This window comes from Ciceribacter sp. T2.26MG-112.2 (assembly GCF_900492205.1).
GTDB classification, from domain to species: domain Bacteria; phylum Pseudomonadota; class Alphaproteobacteria; order Rhizobiales; family Rhizobiaceae; genus Allorhizobium; species Allorhizobium naphthalenivorans_A.
Map to the genome: position 1 here is coordinate 441,470 of NZ_UEYQ01000001.1, position 19,651 is coordinate 461,120.

Genomic DNA, 19,651 nt, shown 5'->3' on the forward strand with positions numbered 1-19,651 from the left:
GGCATGAGGTTCGAGCTGCCCCGGCAGGAAGCCGGGGCAGCTTCAGGCTTAGTTGCAGCGTTCAGCGATCTTGTTTTCCGCGGCGTAGGCTGCGGAATCATCCATCACCAGCGGCGTCAGCACCTCATCGTCAGGCGCAATGAAGTCGGTGATCAGGCTCCACTTCTTGGCAGAAGGGTCCCATTGCTGGACGAGGGCCGCACCCGGTCCGCCATGATCTGCGCAGGAAGCCTTGAAGGGCTGGCCGAATTTCGGCAGGCCGAGCTCGGCCATGCGCGCTTCGGTGATTTCCAGTTCCTCGAAGCCGTTGCGCAGCTCGGGCGCGGTGATCGCCGACTTGCCGGTGATCTGCTGGGCCTTGCGGATGGCTTCCGAGATGACGAGCGCTGCATACATGCCGCGGGAATAGAGGACCGAGCCGACCTGATCGCCCGCGCCGCTCGCCTTGCCGGCATCGATCACATACTTCTTGAGATCGCCGTAGACCGGGTAATCCATGCCGGTTCCATGCATCGCCAGCGACTTGTAGCCTTTGGCACCCATGCCGGCCGGCATGACATCGTGCTCGGCGCCGGACCACCACACGCCGATGAAGTTCTCCATCGGGTAGTTGATGTTGGACGCTTCCTGGATGGCCACGGCGTTCATCACGCCCCAGCCCCACATCAGCACGTAATCCGGCTTTTCACGGCGGATCTGCAGCCACTGGCTCTTCTGCTCCTGGCCGGGGTGATCGACGGGGATCTGCAACAGATCGTAACCGTGCTTCTTGGAAAGCTCGGTCAGCGTGCGGATCGGTTCCTTGCCATAGGCCGAATTGTGATAAAGCAGTGCGACCTTCTTGCCCTTCAGGTCTCCGCCGTTCTGGTCGAGCAGGTAGCGGATGGCGACGCTTGCCGCGTCCCAGTAATTGGCGGGGTAGTTGAAGACCCATTCGAACACCTTGCCGTTCGCAGCCGAGGTGCGGCCGTAACCCGGCGTATAAAGCGGAATGCCGTCGGCCGCGGTCTTGGGGATCAGCTGATAGGTGATGCCGGTCGACAGCGGATTATAGACGAGTGCGCCATTGCCCTTGGTCGCCTCATAGCACTCGACGCCTTTTTCCGTGTTGTAGGCCGTCTCGCATTCCGGGACGACGACCTTCTCTCCGCCGATACCGCCATCCCGCTCGTTGAGAAGGGTGAAGTAGTCGTTGAAGCCATCGGCATAGGGGATACCCCCGGGCGCATAGGGTCCGGTTCGATAGGACAGGTTCGGCACGATCAGATCGGCAGAGGCCGGCATGCTGGTCATCAGCATGGTCGCCGCCGAAAGGGCTGCAAGCGTCTTCTTCATCTCATTTCCTCCCAACAAAGATGACTTCACTTCAGGACCGCAGCTCCTCCGCTACGGCATTCACACTTGGCCCGCCGTCAGTGCGGGAAGGGCCACAGGCGTAGTTTCTCCTTGGCAACCCGCCACAGCTGGTTCAGCCCATGCGGTTCAGCAATGAGGAAGACGATGATCAGGCCGCCGACGATGATCAGTTCGAGATGGGCGGCCAGATCCGTCGCCCAGCCGAACTGGCCGACGAACACATTCTTGAGAAAGACCGGCAGCAGAACCAGGAAGGCTGCACCGGCAAAGCTTCCGAAGATCGAGCCCAGCCCGCCGATGATGATCATGAACAGCACCAGGAAGCTCTTCTGGATGCCGAAGGCCTCACCCACCTCGACCGCGCCGAGATAGACCGAGAAGAACAGCGCGCCGGCGATGCCGATGTAGAAGGACGAGACGGCGAAGGCGGTCAGCTTGGCGGTCAGCGGATTCACCCCGATGATTTCGGCGGCGATGTCCATGTCGCGGATCGCCATCCAGCGGCGCCCGACGGAGCCGCGCGTCAGGTTGCGCGCCAGCCAGGCCAGAGCAAACAGGATGACGAGGCAGAACATGTACTTGGCCCAGGCGGGCGTATTGGCGCCGGTCACGACGATGCCGAACAGGGTACGTTCCGGCGCGGTGATCTGGCCGGAGGCCGAGTTGTTGTAGAACCACGGAACCTTGTTGAAGAGCCAGACCAGGAAGAACTGGGCAGCGAGCGTTGCAACCGCAAGGTAGAAACCCTTGATCCGCAAGCTCGGCAGGCCGAACAGCACCCCGACCGCAGCCGTGATGAAGCCTGCCAGCACCACATTCACGATGATCGGCATGTCGGGCATGGCCGTCATCAGCTTGTAGCAGGCATAGGCGCCGACGGCCATGAAACCGCCCGTGCCTAGGCTCACCTGACCGCAATAGCCGGTCAATATGTTGAGGCCGATTGCAGCGATCGCATAGATCAGGAAAGGTACGAAGACGGCATTGGCCCAATAGTCATTGATGAGGAACGGGATCACGCCGAAGGCGATTGCCACCACGACATAGTAGCGGATGCGGTCGAACTTGATCGGAAAGGTCTGGCTATCCGCCACATAGCTGGTCTTGAAATCACCGGCTTCACGATACAGCATGAGTTTACACCCTTTCGATGATGCGCTCGCCGAACAGGCCCTGCGGCCGGAAGACGAGGAAGGCGAGCGCCAGCACATAGGCGAACCAGTTTTCGGTGGCGCCGCCGACCAGCGGGCCGACGAAGAACTCGAACAGCTTTTCACCCATGCCGATGATGAGGCCGCCGACGATGGCACCGGGAATGGAGGTGAAACCGCCGAGCATCAGGACCGGCAGGGCCTTCAGCGCTATCAGCGAGAGGCTGAACTGAACCCCTGATTTCGAACCCCACATGATGCCGGCGACAAGGGCGACCACGCCGGCAATCGACCAGACCAGGACCCAGATGAAGCGCAGCGAAATGCCGACCGAAAGCGCTGCCTGGTGGTCGTCGGCGACCGCCCGCAAGGCCCGGCCCTGCTTGGAATATTGGGAAAATACGGTCAGCGTCAGGACGAGCAGGGCTGCCACCACCGCAGCCACGATATCCAGCCGGTCGATGAAGAAACCATAGCCGAACCAGGCGTTCGTGGCACTTTCTATGCTTTCGCTGACACCCTTTGGCAGGCCGACATCGAGCCGCTTGATGTCGGCGCCCCACATCACGTCGCCGAGCCCCTCGAGGAAATAGGCAAGGCCGATGGTTGCCATGAACAGGATGATTGGTTCCTGGTTGACCAGATGCTTGAGGATGAGGCGCTCGACCAGCACGGCGAGCAGCGTCATCACCGCGACGGTGATCAGGATTGCGGCAACGGCCGGCACGGTAAAACCGAAATGGTGGTAGTTCGTGCCGAAGATCGCATTGATCAGATGGGCGAAAGGCACCTGTCCTTCCATGACGCCCACCAAGGTCAGCGCGGCGAACAGGGCCAGGACCCCTTGCGCATAATTGAAGATGCCGCTGGCCTTGAAGATCAGCACGAAGCCAAGCGCCACAAGTGCGTACATGACGCCTGCCATCAGCCCGTTCATCATCACTTCAAGGGCGAAGAAAATCGTATCAGGCATGAAGCCACCCTCCCGCATCATGAGCCGAGCTATTCATGGGCGACCCCCAGATAGGCGTCGATGACGGACTGGTTGTTGCGCACCTCATCCGGCGTGCCGTCACCGATCTTCTTGCCGTAATCCATGACGACCACGCGGTCGGAGAGGTCCATGACGACGCCCATGTCGTGTTCGATGAGGGCGATAGTCGTGCCGAATTCATCGTTCACGTCGAGGATGAAGCGGCACATGTCCTCCTTCTCCTCGACGTTCATGCCGGCCATCGGCTCATCGAGCAGCAGGAGTTTGGGCTCCGCGGCCAGCGCGCGGGCCAGTTCCACCCGCTTCTTCAAGCCGTAAGGCAAGCGCCCGACCGGGGTCTTTCGGATTGCCTGGATCTCCAGGAAATCGATGATCTTCTCGACCTTTGCGCGGTGCTCCGTCTCCTCGCGCTGTGCGGCGCCCCACCAGAGCGCCTGCTGGAACAGCCCGCTCTTCATCAGCGTCAGGCGACCGGTCATGATGTTGTCGAGCACGCTCATGCCGTCGAACAGCGCGATGTTCTGGAAGGTGCGGGCAATGCCCTGGCGCGCGACATCGAAGGGCTTCATCTGGGGCCGGCGTGCGCCGCGAAACCAGACCTCGCCCTCCTGCGGCACATAGAAACCGGAGATGACGTTGAGCATGGAGGACTTGCCGGCGCCATTGGGGCCGATGATCGAGCGGATCTCGCCTTCGCGGATGTCGAAGCTGATATCGGTGATGGCCTTCACCCCGCCAAAACGCAGGGTAATATTCTTCATCTCCATCAGCACGCCGCCGATCTTCCGGCCATCGGCGGTCGTGGTATAGTCCGTGAACGGGGTTTGCGCGTTCATGCCGCCTCCCTCCGTTCGACCGCTGTCTGGGTTTTGGCATCGACGATCTTCAGCGTGGCCTTCAGTATGCCCTTGCGTCCATCTTCATAGGTGACTTCCGTTTCCGTGCTGATGGTGGCGGAGCCATCGTAGAGAGCCGCGATCAGATCGGCATACTTCTCGGCGACGATGTTGCGGCGGACCTTGCGTGTACGGGTCAGTTCGCCGTCGTCGGCATCCAGTTCCTTGTGCAGGATCAGGAAACGGTGGATCTGGCATCCGGCCAGCATGTTGTCCGCGGCAACCGAGCGGTTCACCTCTTCCACATGGCCGCGGATCATCTCGTAGACCTGATCATGCGCGGCGAGTTCCTGGTAGCTGGAATAGGCGATGTTGTTACGCTCGGCCCAGCTGCCGACAGCGGTCAGATCGATGTTGATGAAGGCACAGCAGAAGTTGCGGTCAGCGCCGAAGACCACGGCCTCCAGGATGTTGGGATAGAATTTCAGCTTGTTCTCGACATATTTGGGCGCGAACAGCCGTCCATCCGCCATCCTGCCGACGTCCTTGGCGCGGTCGATGATGCGCAGGTGGCCGGTCCCCGGCTCAAAGAAACCGGCATCTCCCGTCGCCACCCAGCCTTCGGCATCCTTGGTCGAGGCCGTGCTTTCGGGGTTCTTGAAATATTCGACGAAGGTGCCGGGGCCACGATAGAAAACCTCGCCACTTTCGGCGATCTTGACCTCGACCCCCGGCGAGGGCACGCCCACCGTATCGGAGCGCACTTCACCGTCAGGTTGCTGCGTGATGAAAACGCTGGCCTCGGTCTGGCCGTACAACTGCTTCAGGTTGATGCCGAGCGAACGATAGAAGTCGAAGATTTCCGGCCCGATCGCCTCGCCGGCCGTATAGCCGACCCTAATGCGGCTGAAACCGAGCGTATTCTTCAGCGGCCCATAGATGACGAGGTCGCCCAGCCGGTATTTCAGCCGATCAGATGTCGATACAGATTTGCCATCCAGAATCGACGGCCCCACCTTGCGGGCATGCTCCATGAAATAGCGAAACAGCCATTTCTTGAACGGAGCGGCGTCTTCCATGCGGATCATCACATTGGTCAACTGGCCTTCGAAGACCCGCGGCGGCGCGAAGAAATAGGTCGGGCCGATCTCACGCAGATCGGTCATCATAGTGGCGGCGCTCTCCGGGCAGTTGACGCAGAAACCGGCCCACATCGCCTGCCCCATGGAGAAGATGAAATCGCCGACCCAGGCCATGGGCAGATAGGCGAGGATCTCTTCGCCGGGTCCAAGATGGTCGAAGGCGCAGGTGTTTCGCGACGTCTCTATGATGTTGCGATTGGACAGGACCACGCCCTTGGGCTTGCCGGTGGTGCCTGAAGTGTAGAGCATGACGCAGGGATCGTCATAGGTCAGTGCCGCGATGCGGCGATCGAGTTCCGCCTCGAACCGATGATGGGCGGCATGGCCTTCGGAGAGAACGTCAGCCCAGGCGTTCATCCGCGAATGGTCGTATTTGCGCATGCCGCGCTTGTCGACATAGACCACCTGATCGATGCACTTGATCCGCTCCTGCACCTCGATGACCTTGTCGACCTGTTCCTGGTCGCCGCAGACCACGAAACGCGTGCCGCAATGCTCCAGCACATATTCGGCCTCCTCCGCGACAGCATCCTGGTAGAGAGGCACCGGAACCGCACCGCACATCTGTGCGGCCACGATCGACCAGTAGAGGGAAGGACGGTTACGTCCGACCACGGCGACGAAATCCCCGCGCTGCAGACCAAGGGCCAGAAACCCCATGGCGAGCGCTCGCACCTCGGCATGCGCCTCCTCCCAGGTCCAGGCCTGCCAGATACCGAATTCCTTCTCGCGATAGGCTGCGCGCCGGGGATGTTCCCGCGCATTGCGCGCCATCAAAGCCGGAATGGAGACAAGGCCCGGTACGGGCTCTCGTTCTGTCATTGACGTCCTCCCCTTGAGCCCTTGGCGGGCCTGAACGCCACCGGTCTTCGTGCCGACGCTCCGTTCATGGCGGGCAAGCTCGCAGTGAAGCTTTTCGGCAGTTTTTCGAGAACCTAACGAATTGTAACAGCCATGGATTGCCCCCTTTCCGGATGTGTTCCCGGATGATAGCCATGGGTGAGGGAGACATCGGATGCCCATATCCGAGGAGGAGCATAACGGCCTCATGCGTACGGGGCTGAACCTGATTAGCCAGGCGCTGTCGATCTTCGACAGCGAACTGAAACTTGCGGTCTCAAATCGCCGCTACCAGGACATGTTCGACTTTCCGGACGCCTTCGTGACGCCCGGCGTGAGCTTTGAAGATACGATCCGTTATCTTGTGCTGCGGGGCGAGTATGGCCCGGTCGACGATGTGCAGGAGGCGGTTGGGTCACGCGTGCAGGCCGCGCTTGCCTTCGTGCCGCATTATCTGGAACGCATGCGCCCCAATGGCCGATGGGTTTCGGTCGAGGGCTTCCCCCTGCCTCAGGGCGGATGGGTCAGCGTTTACACAGACATCACGGAGGTGCGCATCCAGCAGCAGATGCTGCGCACACGATCCGTCGAACTTTCCGAACAATTGCTATCGAACACCGAGCGCCTGTCGGAGACGAACCGGGAGCTTTCGGCAGCCAATACCGCACTGGAGGCGGCGAAGAACCAGCTGGCGGAGATGGAGGCGCGCACGCGCCTGACGACGGAAATGATGCCGGCGCATATCGCCCATGTCGACCGCAACCTACGATATACTTTCACCAATCGCCGCCTTTCCTCAGTTCTTCCTGGGCGTCCGTCGCAGATCATCGGGATGACCGGCCTGGAAGCGCTGGGTGAAGCGTCATTTGCAACGATCAAGCCCTATTTGATGCGGGCCCTTTCCGGGGAACCTTGCGTCTGCGAGTTTACCGACGAGGATTGCGGGCGGCGAATTCGAACCGCCTTCACGCCGGATCACGTCGGTGACGGCCCGATCCAGGGCGTGTATATTCTTTCCACCGATATTACCGAAGAGTGCCAGGCCCGCACGGCTGTGCTTCAGACCCGCAAGCGCGAGCTGGCGGCCCAGCTGACCTCGGGCCTTGCCCATGATTTTGCCAATCTGCTGACGATCATCCTCGGCCTCCAGACGCGGCTGGCGCAGATGGAGCTCCCGCCCGGCGCCGCTGACCTCGTGACGTCGACGCTTGCCGCAGCACGGCGCGGAGGAACCCTGATCGACCGCATAGCCTCGATTTCCGGGCAGAAGCAGCTTCGGCCGGCTCCGGTCGACCTCTGCGGCTTCATCCGCGATCTGGCGCTTCTCGCCGGACCGGCTCTGGGTGATCACATCAGTTTCCAGCTCGACATGCAGGAGATCGAGGATCAGCTGATCCTGGACGCTGGCTCCTTGCAGGATTCCCTTCTGAACCTGATTCTCAACGCTCGCGATGCCATTGGCGACAGGCCGGGCAAGATCACGCTCGGCGTGCGGGCCGTGCACAAGTCCTGGATCGAATTCTGCGTGCTGGATACCGGATGCGGCTTTTCGCCAGAGGCATTGCAGCACGCCTTCGATCCGTTTTTCACCACAAAAGGGGGCGAAGGTTCGGGGCTCGGCCTGTCCATGGTCTATGATCAGGCGACGATATCGGGAGGAAGGGTGCGGCTGGCGAACCAGCCGGACGGCGGCGCGCGGGTGGAACTGCGTCTTCCCTATCGGCCGGCGAGCAAGGAGGAGCCGCGACGCATGGTGCTGCTGGTGGAAGACAGTGAGAGCATTCGCGAAAGCGTTCGCGAGATGCTGCGGTCGCTTGGACATTCGGTGGTCGAGGCTGAGAATGCCGACGAGGCGGAAAGACTGGCCGATCTTCCGGAACTCGACCTCGTGCTCACCGATATTCGCCTGAAAGGCACGCGAACCGGTCTTGATCTGGCTGATGCGCTTCGCAAACGCAGCGGCAAGCCGATCGGATTGATGACCTCACTCCCGGAATCTTCGCCCTTACGCATCGCCGCCGCCGATCGGTTTCCGCTTCTGCCTAAGCCTTTCGACACCCAGACCCTCAATCGCTTCCTGCCGACGGTGATCTGATGAGCCAGCCACTCGTTGCCATTCTTGATGATGAACCGCAGATCCGCCAGATCCTGGCGGAGGCGCTTGGCGATGCGGGTTTCCGGACCATGACATTCGGCCGGGCGAGCGAGTTCGAGGCGGCCCTCAAACAATGCGTACCGGATGTTTGCCTGGTGGATCTCGGCCTGCCGGACCGCGACGGCCTGCTCCTGGTGCATCGGTTGGCGCTCGATTCCGGCGCCGCCATCATCATCATTTCCGGCCGTGCGCAGGTGCAGGATCGAGTCATGGGGCTGGAACTGGGTGCCGATGACTACATCATCAAGCCGTTCGAGCCGGCGGAAATCGTCGCGCGTGTGCGCGCCCGCCTGCGCAAGGGACGCCAGGTGGCCGAACGGACAACGCAGACCGCCCGTTTCGATGGCTGGACCGCGCTGTTTGACAGCTACACCCTGGTTTCCGACATGGGCGAGCACATTTCGTTTTCCAATGCGGAGGGCCAGGTGCTGCGCCTCTTCCTGGAGCGCCCGCGCCGGCTCATTTCCCGGCCGCAAATGCAGGAAAGCCTGGGTGGCGTTGCCGGCGAGAGCTTTGATCGGGCCATGGATGTGCGGATCTCGCGCCTGCGCACCAAGCTGGGTGAGGATCCCAAGAACCCGTCGCTGATCAAGACCATTTACGGAGCCGGCTATATCTTCCTCGGCGATGTGCACTGGGAATGACGAAGGCGGTGCCGGCGCCGATCAGGCGTGCAGCGCTTTACCGAGCCCCATCAGGGCAGCCTCCTGTACCGTCTCGCCCAGCGTTGGATGCGCGTGGATCGTCGCAGCGACATCGGTAAGTGTCGCGTACATTTCCAGGGCAAGGGCGAATTCCCCTGCCATTTCGGCGCAGGCCGCGCCGACGGCCTGGATGCCGAGAACAAGGCCGGATCCCTTGTCGAAAACGATGCGCACGAAACCGTCCGAGCGCTCCAGCGTCAGGGAACGTCCATTGGCCCGCAGAGGATAGCTGGCAATACCGACATCCTTGCCCGCCGCATGGGCCTGACCCGGCAAAAGGCCCGCCACGACGATCTCGGGATCGGTGAAGCAGACGGCCGGAATGACCCGTTTCTCCCATCTGCCCACCTGCCCGGCAATCACCTCGGCAACGATCTCGCCCTGCGCCATGGCTCGATGCGCGAGCATGGGCTCGCCGGTGACATCGCCGATGGCATAGACCTGGCGCATGGAGGTGTGTCCCCTGTCATTGCACCGGATGAAAGGACCATTCCTGTCAAGACCGAGCGCGTCCACGCCGACCTCCTCCAAGACCGGGCGGCGGCCAACGGTCACCAGAACCTTGTCCGCCGCGACCCCGCCGCTCACGCCGCCGGCCCTGACGGCCAGCATCCGCCCGGCCTGGTCATAGCCTTCCGCGACGGCATCGAGATGCACGTCCACGCCCAGCGCCTTCAGCCGCGCCAGAACAGGTCGTGTCAGCTCTTCGTCATACTGCGGCAGAAGTTGCGACTTGGCCTCGACGATCGAAACCCTGGCGCCAAGCTTGGCATAGGCAGTGCCGATTTCCAGGCCGATATAGCCGCCGCCGACCACCGCCAGTGTTTCGGGAACCTGTGAAAGCGAAAGCGCCTCGGTCGAGGAGAGGATATTGCCTCCGAACGGCAGCGACGGCACCTCGACGGGCCGCGAGCCCGTGGCGATCACCAGATGCTCGCAGACGATCCGCAGGTTGCCGTCGGCCGTCTCGACGGAGACGGTCTTGCCATCGACGATGCGCGCGGTGCCCTCGATCTGCCTCACGCCCGCCTTGCGCAGAAGGCCTGCAACGCCGCCGGTCAATTGCCGTACGACGCCATCCTTCCAGGCAACCGTCCTTTTAAGATCGATCGCGGCAGGGCCTGCGGAAATACCGAGCTTGGAACGACCGCTCGCCGCCTCGCGCAAGGCATGGAATTCACCTGCCGCATGAATGAGCGCCTTGGAGGGGATGCAGCCGATGTTGAGGCAGGTACCGCCGACGGCTTCCCTTTCGACAATGATGGTGTCGAGCCCGAGCTGGCCCGCCCGGATGGCGCAGACATAGCCGCCCGGACCGGCACCGATGACGAGTACCTTGCAAGATTGATCGGCCATCGCCTCAGTCCTTCATGAAGATCATGGCGGGCGTTTCGAGCAGCACCTTCATCCGGTTGACGAAGATGGCTGCATCATAGCCGTCGATGATGCGATGGTCGAAGCTCGCGGACAGGTTCATCATATTGCGTGGCACGAACGCGGTGCCGTTCCAGCTCGGCCTGATCGCCATGCGGTTGATGCCGAGGATCGCCACTTCCGGCTTGTTGATGATCGGCGTGGTGGCGATCGCGCCGAGCGGGCCGAGCGAGGTGATGGTGATCGTCGAGCCCGACAGTTCCTCGCGCTTTGCCTTGTTGGCCCGGCAGGCGTCCGACAGCCTGGCGATCTCGGCGGCCATGCCGAAGAGATCGGCAGACTGCGCATTGCGCAGCACCGGGACCATCAGTCCATTCTCGGTCATCGTCGCGATGCCGATATCCACGGCGCTGGAATATTCAACCTCGTCGGCTACGTCATCATAGCGCGCGAAGATCTTCGGGCAGGACTGCTTGGCCTTGACGAGCGCGGCCGCCACCAGCGGCAGCAGCGTCAGCTTCGGCCGATCGCCGCGCGTCTCGTTGAGCCTCGTCCGCAGGGCCTCGATTTCGGTGACATCCACCTCCTCGATGACGGTAATGTGCGGAATACTGGCATTTGCCTCGCTCATGCGCCGGGCGATCATGCGCCGAAGCCCGGTGACCTTCACCGTCTCGACGTCTTCCGGCGTCGTGCGGGACAATCCGGATTTTGCTGCGTGGCCCTCCCCTGCCGCTTGGAACAGGCGGTCGAGATCCTCATGCGTCACGCGTCCGGCCGGCCCCGTTCCCTGCACCTGCCGCAGGTCGATGCCGCCTTGGCGGGCACGCTCACGCACCGCTGGTGCCGCAAGCACCGGGGCCCCTTCCGGCCGGGGCGGTATGGCCGTTTGTGGCCGATGCGGCTCGGGTTGATTGGTTTTAACCGCCTTGCCGACATCCTGCGCTTCGAGGGCCAATGACGGCCTTTCGGTCGGCGTCTCCCGCACCGGCGCAGTTTCCTGCGCTGCCGGCTGCGTCTCTTGCATCGGCTGCAAGGCCTGGGCCTCACCTGCATCTTCCTCGATGCGCACCAGATCCGACCCTATGGCCATGATCTGGCCGACCTCTTGCGCGGTCCAGACCACCGTCCCGCTATACGCCGAGGTGATTTCAACCGTCGCCTTGTCGGTCATCACGGCAGCGATCGGATCATCTTCCCGCACGAGATCGCCGGGCTTCACCAGCATTTCAGCCAGTTCGGCTTCGGTAACGCCTTCGCCCACATCCGGCAGCTTGATCGTTCTGATCACCATGTCATGCCTCCATCACGGTTTTCAGCGCCCGGCGGATGCGTTCCTGTCCGGGGAAATAATCCCATTCCTGCGCATGCGGATAAGGTGCATCCCAGCCGGTAACGCGCATGATCGGCGCTTCCAGATGATAGAAGCAGGTCTCCTGCACGCAGGCGATGATCTCGCCGGCAAGTCCCGAGGTCCGGGTCGCCTCGTGGATGACCACGCAACGGCCGGTCTTGCGCACCGACGCCTCGATCGCCTCGAGATCGAGCGGCAGGAGCGAGCGCAGATCGACGATCTCGGCATCGAGCCCGAGGCTATCCACGGCGGCCTCGGCGACGAACACCATCGTGCCATAAGTGAGAATGGTGACGGCGCCCCCTTCGCGATGCACCCGTGCCTTGCCGAGCGGTATGGCATAATGCCCCTCCGGCACCTCACCCAGCGGATGGCTCTTCCAACTCTGCGCCGGTGCGGCATGATCACCGTTGAAGGGGCCGTTGTAGAGTCTTTTCGGTTCCAGGAAGATCACCGGGTCCGGGTCTTCCATCGCCGTGATCAGCAGTCCCTTCGCGTCATGCGGCGTGCAAGGCTGCACGACCTTCAGGCCCGCCACATGGGTAAACAGCGCCTCCGGGCTCTGGCTGTGGGTCTGGCCGCCATAGATGCCGCCGCCGGTCGGCATGCGGATGACGATCGGACAGGAAAACTGCTCGTTGGAGCGGTGGCGGATGCGTGCCGCCTCCTGGGTGATCTGGTCATAGGCGGGATAGACATAATCGGCGAACTGGATCTCGACACACGGTTTCATGCTCTGTGCCGCCATGCCGATGCCAAGCCCGACAATCGCACTTTCGTTGATCGGCGTATCGAAGACGCGTTCCTCGCCGTATTTCTTCTGCAGACCGGCCGTGCAGCGGAACACGCCGCCGAAATAGCCCACATCCTCGCCGAAGATCACCACTTTTTCGTCACGCTCCAGCATGACATCCATGGCGTCGCGAAGCGCTTCGATCATTGTCAGACGTGCCATGTCAGACCCCCATTTCCTGCCGCTGACGGCGGATATGCTCCGGTGTGTCGGCATAGACGCCCTTGAAGATGCTGGCGCCCGGTATGGGCTGCGGATCGAGCAGCGTTCCAGCCGCCTCGACGCGTTTCTGCACATCGACGACTTCAGCCAGGATCCGCGCCTCGGCCTGGACATGGCGCTCCTCACTCCAGTCGCCCCGCAGGATAAGGTGCTGCTTCAGGCGCTCGATCGGATCTCCGAGAGGCCAGGCCTTTGCCTCGTCCTTCGGACGATAGGCGCTTGGATCGTCGGAAGAGGAATGGGCGCCGACACGGTAGGTGTACCATTCGATGAGCACCGGTCCGTGCCCGCCCCGCACCCGCTCGGTCGCCCACTTCGTCACGGCCATGACCGCGAGATAATCATTGCCGTCGACCCGCAGCGCCGGAAGGCCATAGCCCAATGCCCGCGCGGCATAGGTCCGGCCATGACCTCGGGCAACCCCGGTATAGGTGGAAATGGCCCACTGGTTATTGACGACATTGAGGATGACCGGCGGCCAGTAAGAGGAGGCGGACAGGAGGCCGGTATGAAAATCATTAGAGGCCGTTGATCCGTCGCCGATCCAGCCGACGGCGAGGTTTTCCTTGCCGGTCAGCGCGTTGGCCATGGCCCAGCCCACGGCATGCACATATTGCGTGCCGAGATTGCCGGAAATGGTGAAGAAGCCGTGCTCCCGCGCCGAGTGAAGCGTCGGCAGCTGCCGGCCGAGCAATGGATCATAGGCGTTGGAGTAGATCTGGCCCAGGAGCTTTTCCAGCGGATAGTCACCGGCAATCAGCAGGCTCTGCTGGCGATAGGTGGCGAAATTCATGTCGCCGGGCTTCAAGGCCCGCCGAAAGGCACAACCGATCGCCTCTTCGCCGATCTGCTGGATGTAGAAGGACATCTTGCCCTGGCGCTGGGCGTTCAGCATGCGCGTGTCGATGATACGAGAGGTCATCATGTCGGCCAATCCCGTCCGCAGGGTATCGGCATCCGGGTTGCCCAGATAGTCGGCCCAGGGACCGACCGGCTCGCCGGCGTCATTCAGCACGCGGATGAGTGAATTGGCGTGGTCGACGCAGTCGGTTGCCGCCACATCGAGCGGGGGAACGGCGAGCGCGCCGGCCTTGGGGATCTCCAGGGACGAGAAATCCGGCTGTTCCCCGGGACGCGCGGGCGGATGGGCAAAGGACAGTCTGGTTTTCGAACTCACTTTCTTCTCCTCCAAGCAAGTGCTTCGGCTGGCGCGCGAGGCGCCTTTGATCTGCTGTGCAAAAGCCTCCCGCCTTTGCACAATCAGGTTTTGGTCAATCTCCTGGATCTCGCGGCAAGTCCCTTGTTGAACGCAATATCGGTGGAATAGGCATCGCCCGATAGCAGAACCCGCAATCGCGGAAACGTGCTGTCGCGTGGAAATCTACAGGGCGGCTGGATGCGTTCGACATGTCGGCCCCCTCCCAAGGGCAAGGATCATTCGACGATCATGCATCATGCTATTCCTCGATGCCGGGAAATGTCCTGACTTTGTTTCCCCGTCTTGAGCGATTCTCCGAAACGAACCATGCTGTCATCGGCTTTTCGAATACATTCATTTCCTGGAGGAGGAACACATGGGGCAGATTCTGGATTCCACGGATCGCAAGATCCTCACGCAATTGCTGGCGGATGCCCGCCAGCAGAATACGCAACTGGCCGAGGCGGTCGGCCTGTCACCCCCGCCCTGCTGGAAGCGGGTGAACCGTCTGGAGCAGGCAGGCATCATCCGCGGCTATACGGCCGTGCTCGACATGGAAAAGCTGGGTTATCCCGAAATCGCGCTGATCGACATCACGCTGGAAAACCACGCGCACTATCCGCTGGAAGGCGTCTGCGAAAAACTGGCGGCTCTGCCGGAAGTTCTCGAGGTTCACATCACCACCGGCGATTTCGACTGCTTCATCAAGGTAGCAATCTCGGATACCGGCGCGCTGGAGCGTTTTCTGCGGGAGAAGCTCTACATGATCGACGGCGTGCGGGGGACGCGCACGAGCTTGTCCCTGCGGCGTTTCAAGGACGTCCAATCGACGCTGATCTAAGCGTCAGATCGCAGAAACAATTGGATTATCGGCCTGATGTGGCTGGCGACCCAGCCTCGCCGGTGTCAATGCAACAGCCAAACCAAAGCGCATCGGCCGCGGAGATTGGCTCCGGACAGGTCCATGTCTCAATGGACATCGACAGGTGAAGGCTCCTCCCAGTCCGGCCCATGTCCCTGGCCTGTCAGCAGCCAGGGCAGACTGACCTGCAGAACGCCCGCCAGCATACTCAGCCGGTTTGCGCGCGGTTCAGCTCGGTCCTTTTCCCAATTGGCCCAGGTCCGCGCCTCGACGCCGAGAATCCGTGCGGCATCCTCCGTCGACAGGTCCAGCACATCGCGTGCGAAGGAGATCCGTCCGCCGAGTGTGTCGGCTTGTCGATCGATCGTGTGATAGGGAATGTCCAGCATCTCATGTCCTTCCTGATTGAGGGGGCCCGCCTCGAGAGGCGGGCCGGGTCACGACCGGCAGAACCGGACGCAGGATTAGGGATCGCTATTTCCCGACCCAGGCCTTGATCTGGTCCGGATGGTCGGAAATGTACTTGGTGACGGCTTCCTCGTAGGATGTCTCCTGCGCGGTAAACATTGCAGCTTCGAGGTCGGAGAGCGGCAGCTTCATGCGCGACATGAAGACGGCAACCTCTGGATTGTCCTGCTTGAAGCCCTTGCGCGCCAGAACGTCGACATGCTCCGCCTCGCCCAGGGCCTTCTTGGGATCATCGATGTAGCGCAGCTTGTATTTGCCGAACATCCAGTGGGGGCTCCAGGAAGTGGCGACAAACCAGTCTTCGGAGCGATAGGCCCGCTCGACGGTGGTCAGCATACCGGCTTCGCTGGAGATTTGCAGCTTGTAATCGCCAAGCTCATAGGTCTTCAGAGCCTCCTGCGACAGGCGGGTCAGACCAGCGCCGGGATCGATGCCCTGCACCGTGTTCTTCAGCTTTTCCATCACCTCGGGCTTCTTCAGGTCCTCGATGGACGAAATCTCGCTTTCAGGGATATAGGCGGGAACGACCCAGCCGAGCTTTGCTCCGTCATAGACGGTGCCGAGGGTTTCGACCTTGTCCTTGACGCGGCTGTAGTAGTCGGCATGCGTCTGCGGCAGCCAGGCCATCATCATGAAGTCCAGGTCACCTCGGCTGACGCCCTGATAGAGCGGTGCCACGTCGGTCTGAACAAGCTCGACGTCCTGACCAAGCTCGTCCTTGATCAACTTGGCCGCCAGCTTGGTGACGAATTCGGCGTCAGACCAGGCCGACCAGCCGATCTTGACCGGCTTGCTCTCCTGCGCAAGGCCGGCCGGGGCCGTTCCACTGACAAGCATTGCGGCAAGACCGAGGGTGGCGCTGAGGGACGCGATTTTTTTCAACATGGTTGCTCCTTTTTCAAAGGTTCGCATTCGGCGGGGAACGCCCCGCCATGGTTCAGCCGGAGACAGTGGCACGCGTTACGGGTGCGTCTGTTTCCGCTGGTTTCCAGGAAAGGAAGCGGCGCAAGCCGGTGTTTTCCTTCCCGAGGCTCTGGGTGATTCGGTCGAGAACGACCGCCAGGATGACGACGGCGAGACCGCCCTCGAAGCCGGTGCCGACATCGAGACGCTGAATGCCGGTCAGCACCGTATTGCCCAGACCGCCGGCGCCGATCATCGAGGCGATGACCACCATCGAAAGCGACAGCATGATCGTCTGGTTGATGCCGGCCATGATCGAGGGCAGGGCATTTGGCAATTGCACCTTGAAGAGAAGCTGCGACGACGTACAGCCGAAGGCCTGGCCCGCTTCGATGAACTCCGCATGCACCTGGCGGATGCCCAGATTGGTGAGGCGCACGACCGGCGGCATGGCGAAGATGACCGTGGCGATCGTTCCCGGCACGGCGCCGAGGCCGAAGAACATGGCTGCGGGGATGAGATAGACGAAGGCCGGCATGGTCTGCATCAGGTCAAGCACCGGGCGCACCCCGGCAGCGACCGTGTCGTTGCGCGCCATGGCAATGCCGAGCGGCAGGCCGACGACCATGGCCAGGATGGTGGAGGCGATGACCAGCGACAGTGTTTCCATCGTGGCGGGCCAAAGGGCCATGTACTGCACGAGCCAGAGTGACAGACCGGTGAAGACGGCAAAGCCGAACCCGACACGCCACAGGGAGAGGAACACGAATATGGCGATCCCCACGGGCATCGGAATGGCGGCGAGCGCGGCCAGGATACCGCCGGTGACAAAGCCGATCGTGGCGGCGATCATGTCGAGCGCCGGTGAGAAATTGTCGAGAATGTAATTGACGGCGCTATCGACGACGTCAGCGATTTCCAAAGTCATGGGGATCCTCTCTCAGAAGAGACCAGCTGCGTGATCAGTTGGCTCGATCGAGCGTTTCAAGCAGGACGGACTTGCTGATCGAGCCGAGATAGCGGTTGCGCTGGTCGACCACCGGCACCGGCCAGGGGCTCGACGCGACGCGGCCCAGCACGTTTGACAGGGGCTCTTCCGCCGGGATGGGTTCCACCTCGGGCAGGAAGGCACTGCGGTAGGGGTCGGGGTCCCTGGCGCGCACCTTGTCGACCAGGGAGGCCTGGCTGACCATGCCGTGATAGGTCTTGTCGCGACCGAGAATGATGGCGTAGTCGCGGTCGAAATTCTTCATCCGCTCGAGCGCCGCCGCGACGCTCACGCCCTGTCGTTCGATGATGGTCACCTGCGTCTTGCGCGCCACGTCGCCGGCCTTGAAGACCTGACTGACATCGACATTGCGGAAGAAGGACCGGACATAGTCATTGGCCGGCTGCATGACGATTTCGTCGGGTGTACCGACCTGGATAACCTCCCCGTCCTGCATGATGCAGATCCGGTCGCCGATCCGCATGGCTTCGTCGAGATCATGGCTGACGAAGACGATGGTGCGGCTGTGTTCCGACTGCAGCCGTACCAGTTCATCCTGCATTTCGGTGCGGATCAACGGATCGAGGGCCGAAAAGGCCTCGTCCATCAGAAGTATGGTGGGCTCGCTGGCCAGCGCGCGGGCCAGGCCTACGCGCTGCTTCATGCCGCCGGAGAGCTGGTCCGGGCGGCTCTCGGCATAGCCGGCAAGTCCGACCGCATCGAGCGCCGCAAGCGCCCGTTTCTTGCGCTCGGCCTCTGCCATGCCCGCCACTTCGAGGCCGAAAGCGGCATTGTTGAGTACCGACCGGTTGGGCAGAAGCGCAAAGGACTGGAAGACCATGCTGATGTCGCGCCGGCGAAGCGCGATGAGCTCACTGCGGGACATGCCGGTAATATCGTGGCCGTCGATTTCGATCGAGCCCGAGGTCGGTTCTATCAGGCGGTTGAGCAGGCGGAGCAAGGTGGACTTGCCGGAACCCGAAAGGCCCATGATGACGAAAATCTCGCCGGCACGGATATCGAATGTCGCATTGGAGACGCCGATGGAATTACCGGTCTGTGCATGCACCTCCGCCTTCGACTTGCCGGAGCGGAAGAGTTCGAGCGCCTTTTCCGGTCGCTCACCGAAAACTTTGTAGACGGATTTGAGACTGATCTTGGGCGTGTCCGGTTTTGCCGACACGTCTGTTTCAGTTGTCAGGGCCATATTTTCTCAAGCCCCCGCTCGGTAGCGGGAGAACGCTCCTTTTCTGGCGAAATAGTTCCACGCGGAGCACTCAGTGCTGTTCCGAGGGAGCAATATTCCCGTCTTCATCGAACGGCGCGAGCGCCGCAGTTCCCGTGCTGATATCAGTCTCTGTTGACAAGGCAAAAAGATGCCTGAGACAAGTGGATCTGCAAAAAGCAAATCGTCTCGCGAGCGAGATGAGGCCTCTACATATGGGAAAAAGCCACACTTGTCCATAAAAAAATCTAGATTTAGTGGTTCCAGCCTATTGTTCGCTTCGCCTTGGCTTGCGGTCGGAAGGCTGAAAAGTGGGGGGATAAGGGCATTTCCTGCCTTTTCGGCGGCCCTCATTCAGGGTGTCATGCGCTGCCTGATATGATGCAGAATAGGATTTCCCGGCATTGTCATTCATCAGTGATCCAAGGTCTTGGCGAACGGCGCAGAGAGTAGATATCCGTCAAGGAAACCACGTGCTCGCAACGACTTCGGCTGTAGCCAAGCATGGCGGGGACATTCGCCGGGGTCTTCCGAGATGACGACGTCGCGATAGGCTGGCGTTCTTTAACGAAAGGAGCATGACATGGCCTTCGTGATAGCCTCACCCGCATTCGCCCATAACGGACAAATTCCGCGCCCCTATACCTGTGAGGGTGAGGACATCTCGCCGCCACTCGAATGGAAAGGCGTTCCGCCCACGACGAAAAGTCTGGTCCTCATCGTCGACGATCCGGACGCGCCGGATCCCGCCCACCCAAAAATGACCTGGGTTCATTGGATACTCTACAATCTGCCTCCGGACCTGAGCGGTCTACCCGCCGGCGTGTCGGTCCTGCACGGAACGACCGTGACCGGTATCAACGACTGGAAGCGCAAGGATTACGGCGGCCCCTGCCCGCCGATCGGCAGGCATCGCTACTTTTTCAAGCTCTATGCACTCGATCGCCTGCTAGACCATTTGACGCCGGGATCCAAGGACCAGATCGAGTCGGCGATGCGCGGCCATGTCCTCTCCGGCACGGAGATCATCGGGACCTATCAGAAGGCAGGCACGTGATGACAAGAGGCCGACCGGGCCCCATGCCG

General features: G+C 61.6%; 17 protein-coding genes and 2 pseudogenes. 6 read left to right on the forward strand and 13 right to left on the reverse strand.

Features of this window, described 5'->3' with window-relative positions; translation table 11 throughout:
- Window positions 1–48 precede the first annotated feature (48 nt).
- The 5 genes from DYZ14_RS02200 to DYZ14_RS02220 all read right to left on the reverse strand — a co-directional run bounded on the left by DYZ14_RS02200 (window position 49) and on the right by DYZ14_RS02220 (window position 6,301).
- Window positions 49–1,335, reverse strand: coding sequence for an ABC transporter substrate-binding protein (locus DYZ14_RS02200; RefSeq protein WP_154719137.1), 1,287 nt, complete (start codon window positions 1,333–1,335; stop codon window positions 49–51).
- A gap of 77 nt (window positions 1,336–1,412) precedes the next feature.
- On the reverse strand, window positions 1,413–2,489 hold the full coding sequence (locus DYZ14_RS02205) for a branched-chain amino acid ABC transporter permease (protein WP_154719138.1): 1,077 nt from the start codon (window positions 2,487–2,489) through the stop codon (window positions 1,413–1,415).
- Window positions 2,490–2,493: 4 nt separating this feature from the next.
- Complete coding sequence (locus tag DYZ14_RS02210; RefSeq protein ID WP_154719139.1) at window positions 2,494–3,480, reverse strand: branched-chain amino acid ABC transporter permease; 987 nt, start codon at window positions 3,478–3,480, stop codon at window positions 2,494–2,496.
- A 29-nt stretch (window positions 3,481–3,509) separates the two neighbouring features.
- Window positions 3,510–4,337, reverse strand: coding sequence for an ABC transporter ATP-binding protein (locus DYZ14_RS02215; protein WP_154719140.1), 828 nt, complete (start codon window positions 4,335–4,337; stop codon window positions 3,510–3,512).
- Complete coding sequence (locus DYZ14_RS02220) at window positions 4,334–6,301, reverse strand: long-chain fatty acid--CoA ligase (protein WP_154719141.1); 1,968 nt, start codon at window positions 6,299–6,301, stop codon at window positions 4,334–4,336. The genes DYZ14_RS02215 and DYZ14_RS02220 overlap by 4 nt, the downstream gene beginning before the upstream one ends.
- 193 nt (window positions 6,302–6,494) lie before the next feature.
- On the opposite strand from DYZ14_RS02220, the gene DYZ14_RS02225 reads away from it, so the two are divergent.
- The 4 genes and pseudogenes from DYZ14_RS02225 (at window position 6,495) to DYZ14_RS24630 (ending at window position 9,118) form a co-directional block, all read left to right on the forward strand.
- Window positions 6,495–8,414, forward strand: a complete 1,920-nt coding sequence (locus DYZ14_RS02225; RefSeq protein ID WP_154719142.1) for a PAS-domain containing protein — start codon at window positions 6,495–6,497, stop codon at window positions 8,412–8,414.
- Window positions 8,414–8,698 (forward strand): annotated as a pseudogene (locus DYZ14_RS24620) (response regulator transcription factor); the annotation flags it as partial. The gene DYZ14_RS02225 and the pseudogene DYZ14_RS24620, both read left to right, overlap by 1 nt.
- A pseudogene (locus DYZ14_RS24625) lies at window positions 8,675–8,771 on the forward strand (response regulator transcription factor); the annotation flags it as partial. The pseudogenes DYZ14_RS24620 and DYZ14_RS24625, both read left to right, overlap by 24 nt.
- 89 nt (window positions 8,772–8,860) lie before the next feature.
- Window positions 8,861–9,118, forward strand: coding sequence for a winged helix-turn-helix domain-containing protein (locus tag DYZ14_RS24630; RefSeq protein WP_445292247.1), 258 nt, complete (start codon window positions 8,861–8,863; stop codon window positions 9,116–9,118).
- A 21-nt stretch (window positions 9,119–9,139) separates the two neighbouring features.
- On the opposite strand, the gene lpdA is transcribed toward DYZ14_RS24630, so the two are convergent.
- Genes lpdA through DYZ14_RS02250 form a run of 4 tightly spaced genes read right to left on the reverse strand, consistent with a single transcriptional unit; the run spans window position 9,140 to window position 14,098 of the window.
- Window positions 9,140–10,534 carry a dihydrolipoyl dehydrogenase gene (gene lpdA, locus DYZ14_RS02235; RefSeq protein WP_154719144.1) on the reverse strand — a complete coding sequence of 465 codons (1,395 nt, stop codon included), beginning with the start codon at window positions 10,532–10,534 and terminating at the stop codon, window positions 9,140–9,142.
- Between the two features lie 4 nt (window positions 10,535–10,538).
- A complete protein-coding gene (locus tag DYZ14_RS02240; protein ID WP_154719145.1) occupies window positions 10,539–11,846 on the reverse strand; it encodes a dihydrolipoamide acetyltransferase family protein in 1,308 nt (435 codons plus the stop codon).
- Window position 11,847: 1 nt separating this feature from the next.
- Window positions 11,848–12,861 (reverse strand): alpha-ketoacid dehydrogenase subunit beta, encoded by a 1,014-nt coding sequence (locus DYZ14_RS02245; protein WP_154719146.1) that lies wholly within the window; start codon window positions 12,859–12,861, stop codon window positions 11,848–11,850.
- Window position 12,862: 1 nt separating this feature from the next.
- Window positions 12,863–14,098: a thiamine pyrophosphate-dependent enzyme gene (locus tag DYZ14_RS02250; protein ID WP_154719147.1), complete on the reverse strand. Its 1,236-nt coding sequence runs from the start codon at window positions 14,096–14,098 to the stop codon at window positions 12,863–12,865.
- Between the two features lie 397 nt (window positions 14,099–14,495).
- Here DYZ14_RS02250 and DYZ14_RS02255 point away from each other — a divergent pair, with 397 nt between their 5' ends.
- A complete protein-coding gene (locus DYZ14_RS02255; RefSeq protein WP_154719148.1) occupies window positions 14,496–14,960 on the forward strand; it encodes an Lrp/AsnC family transcriptional regulator in 465 nt (154 codons plus the stop codon).
- Between the two features lie 128 nt (window positions 14,961–15,088).
- On the opposite strand, the gene DYZ14_RS02260 is transcribed toward DYZ14_RS02255, so the two are convergent.
- From DYZ14_RS02260 to proV, 4 genes are all read right to left on the reverse strand, one after another.
- Window positions 15,089–15,370, reverse strand: a complete 282-nt coding sequence (locus DYZ14_RS02260; protein ID WP_154719149.1) for a helix-turn-helix domain-containing protein — start codon at window positions 15,368–15,370, stop codon at window positions 15,089–15,091.
- A gap of 85 nt (window positions 15,371–15,455) precedes the next feature.
- A complete protein-coding gene (locus DYZ14_RS02265) occupies window positions 15,456–16,334 on the reverse strand; it encodes a glycine betaine ABC transporter substrate-binding protein (protein ID WP_154719150.1) in 879 nt (292 codons plus the stop codon).
- Window positions 16,335–16,386: 52 nt separating this feature from the next.
- Window positions 16,387–17,280 (reverse strand): ABC transporter permease, encoded by an 894-nt coding sequence (locus DYZ14_RS02270; protein ID WP_154719151.1) that lies wholly within the window; start codon window positions 17,278–17,280, stop codon window positions 16,387–16,389.
- Between the two features lie 34 nt (window positions 17,281–17,314).
- On the reverse strand, window positions 17,315–18,547 hold the full coding sequence (gene proV, locus DYZ14_RS02275) for a glycine betaine/L-proline ABC transporter ATP-binding protein ProV (RefSeq protein ID WP_154719152.1): 1,233 nt from the start codon (window positions 18,545–18,547) through the stop codon (window positions 17,315–17,317).
- A 601-nt stretch (window positions 18,548–19,148) separates the two neighbouring features.
- Between proV and DYZ14_RS02280 the strand changes: the two genes are divergently transcribed.
- A complete protein-coding gene (locus tag DYZ14_RS02280) occupies window positions 19,149–19,622 on the forward strand; it encodes a YbhB/YbcL family Raf kinase inhibitor-like protein (RefSeq protein WP_154719153.1) in 474 nt (157 codons plus the stop codon).
- Window positions 19,623–19,651 lie beyond the last annotated feature (29 nt).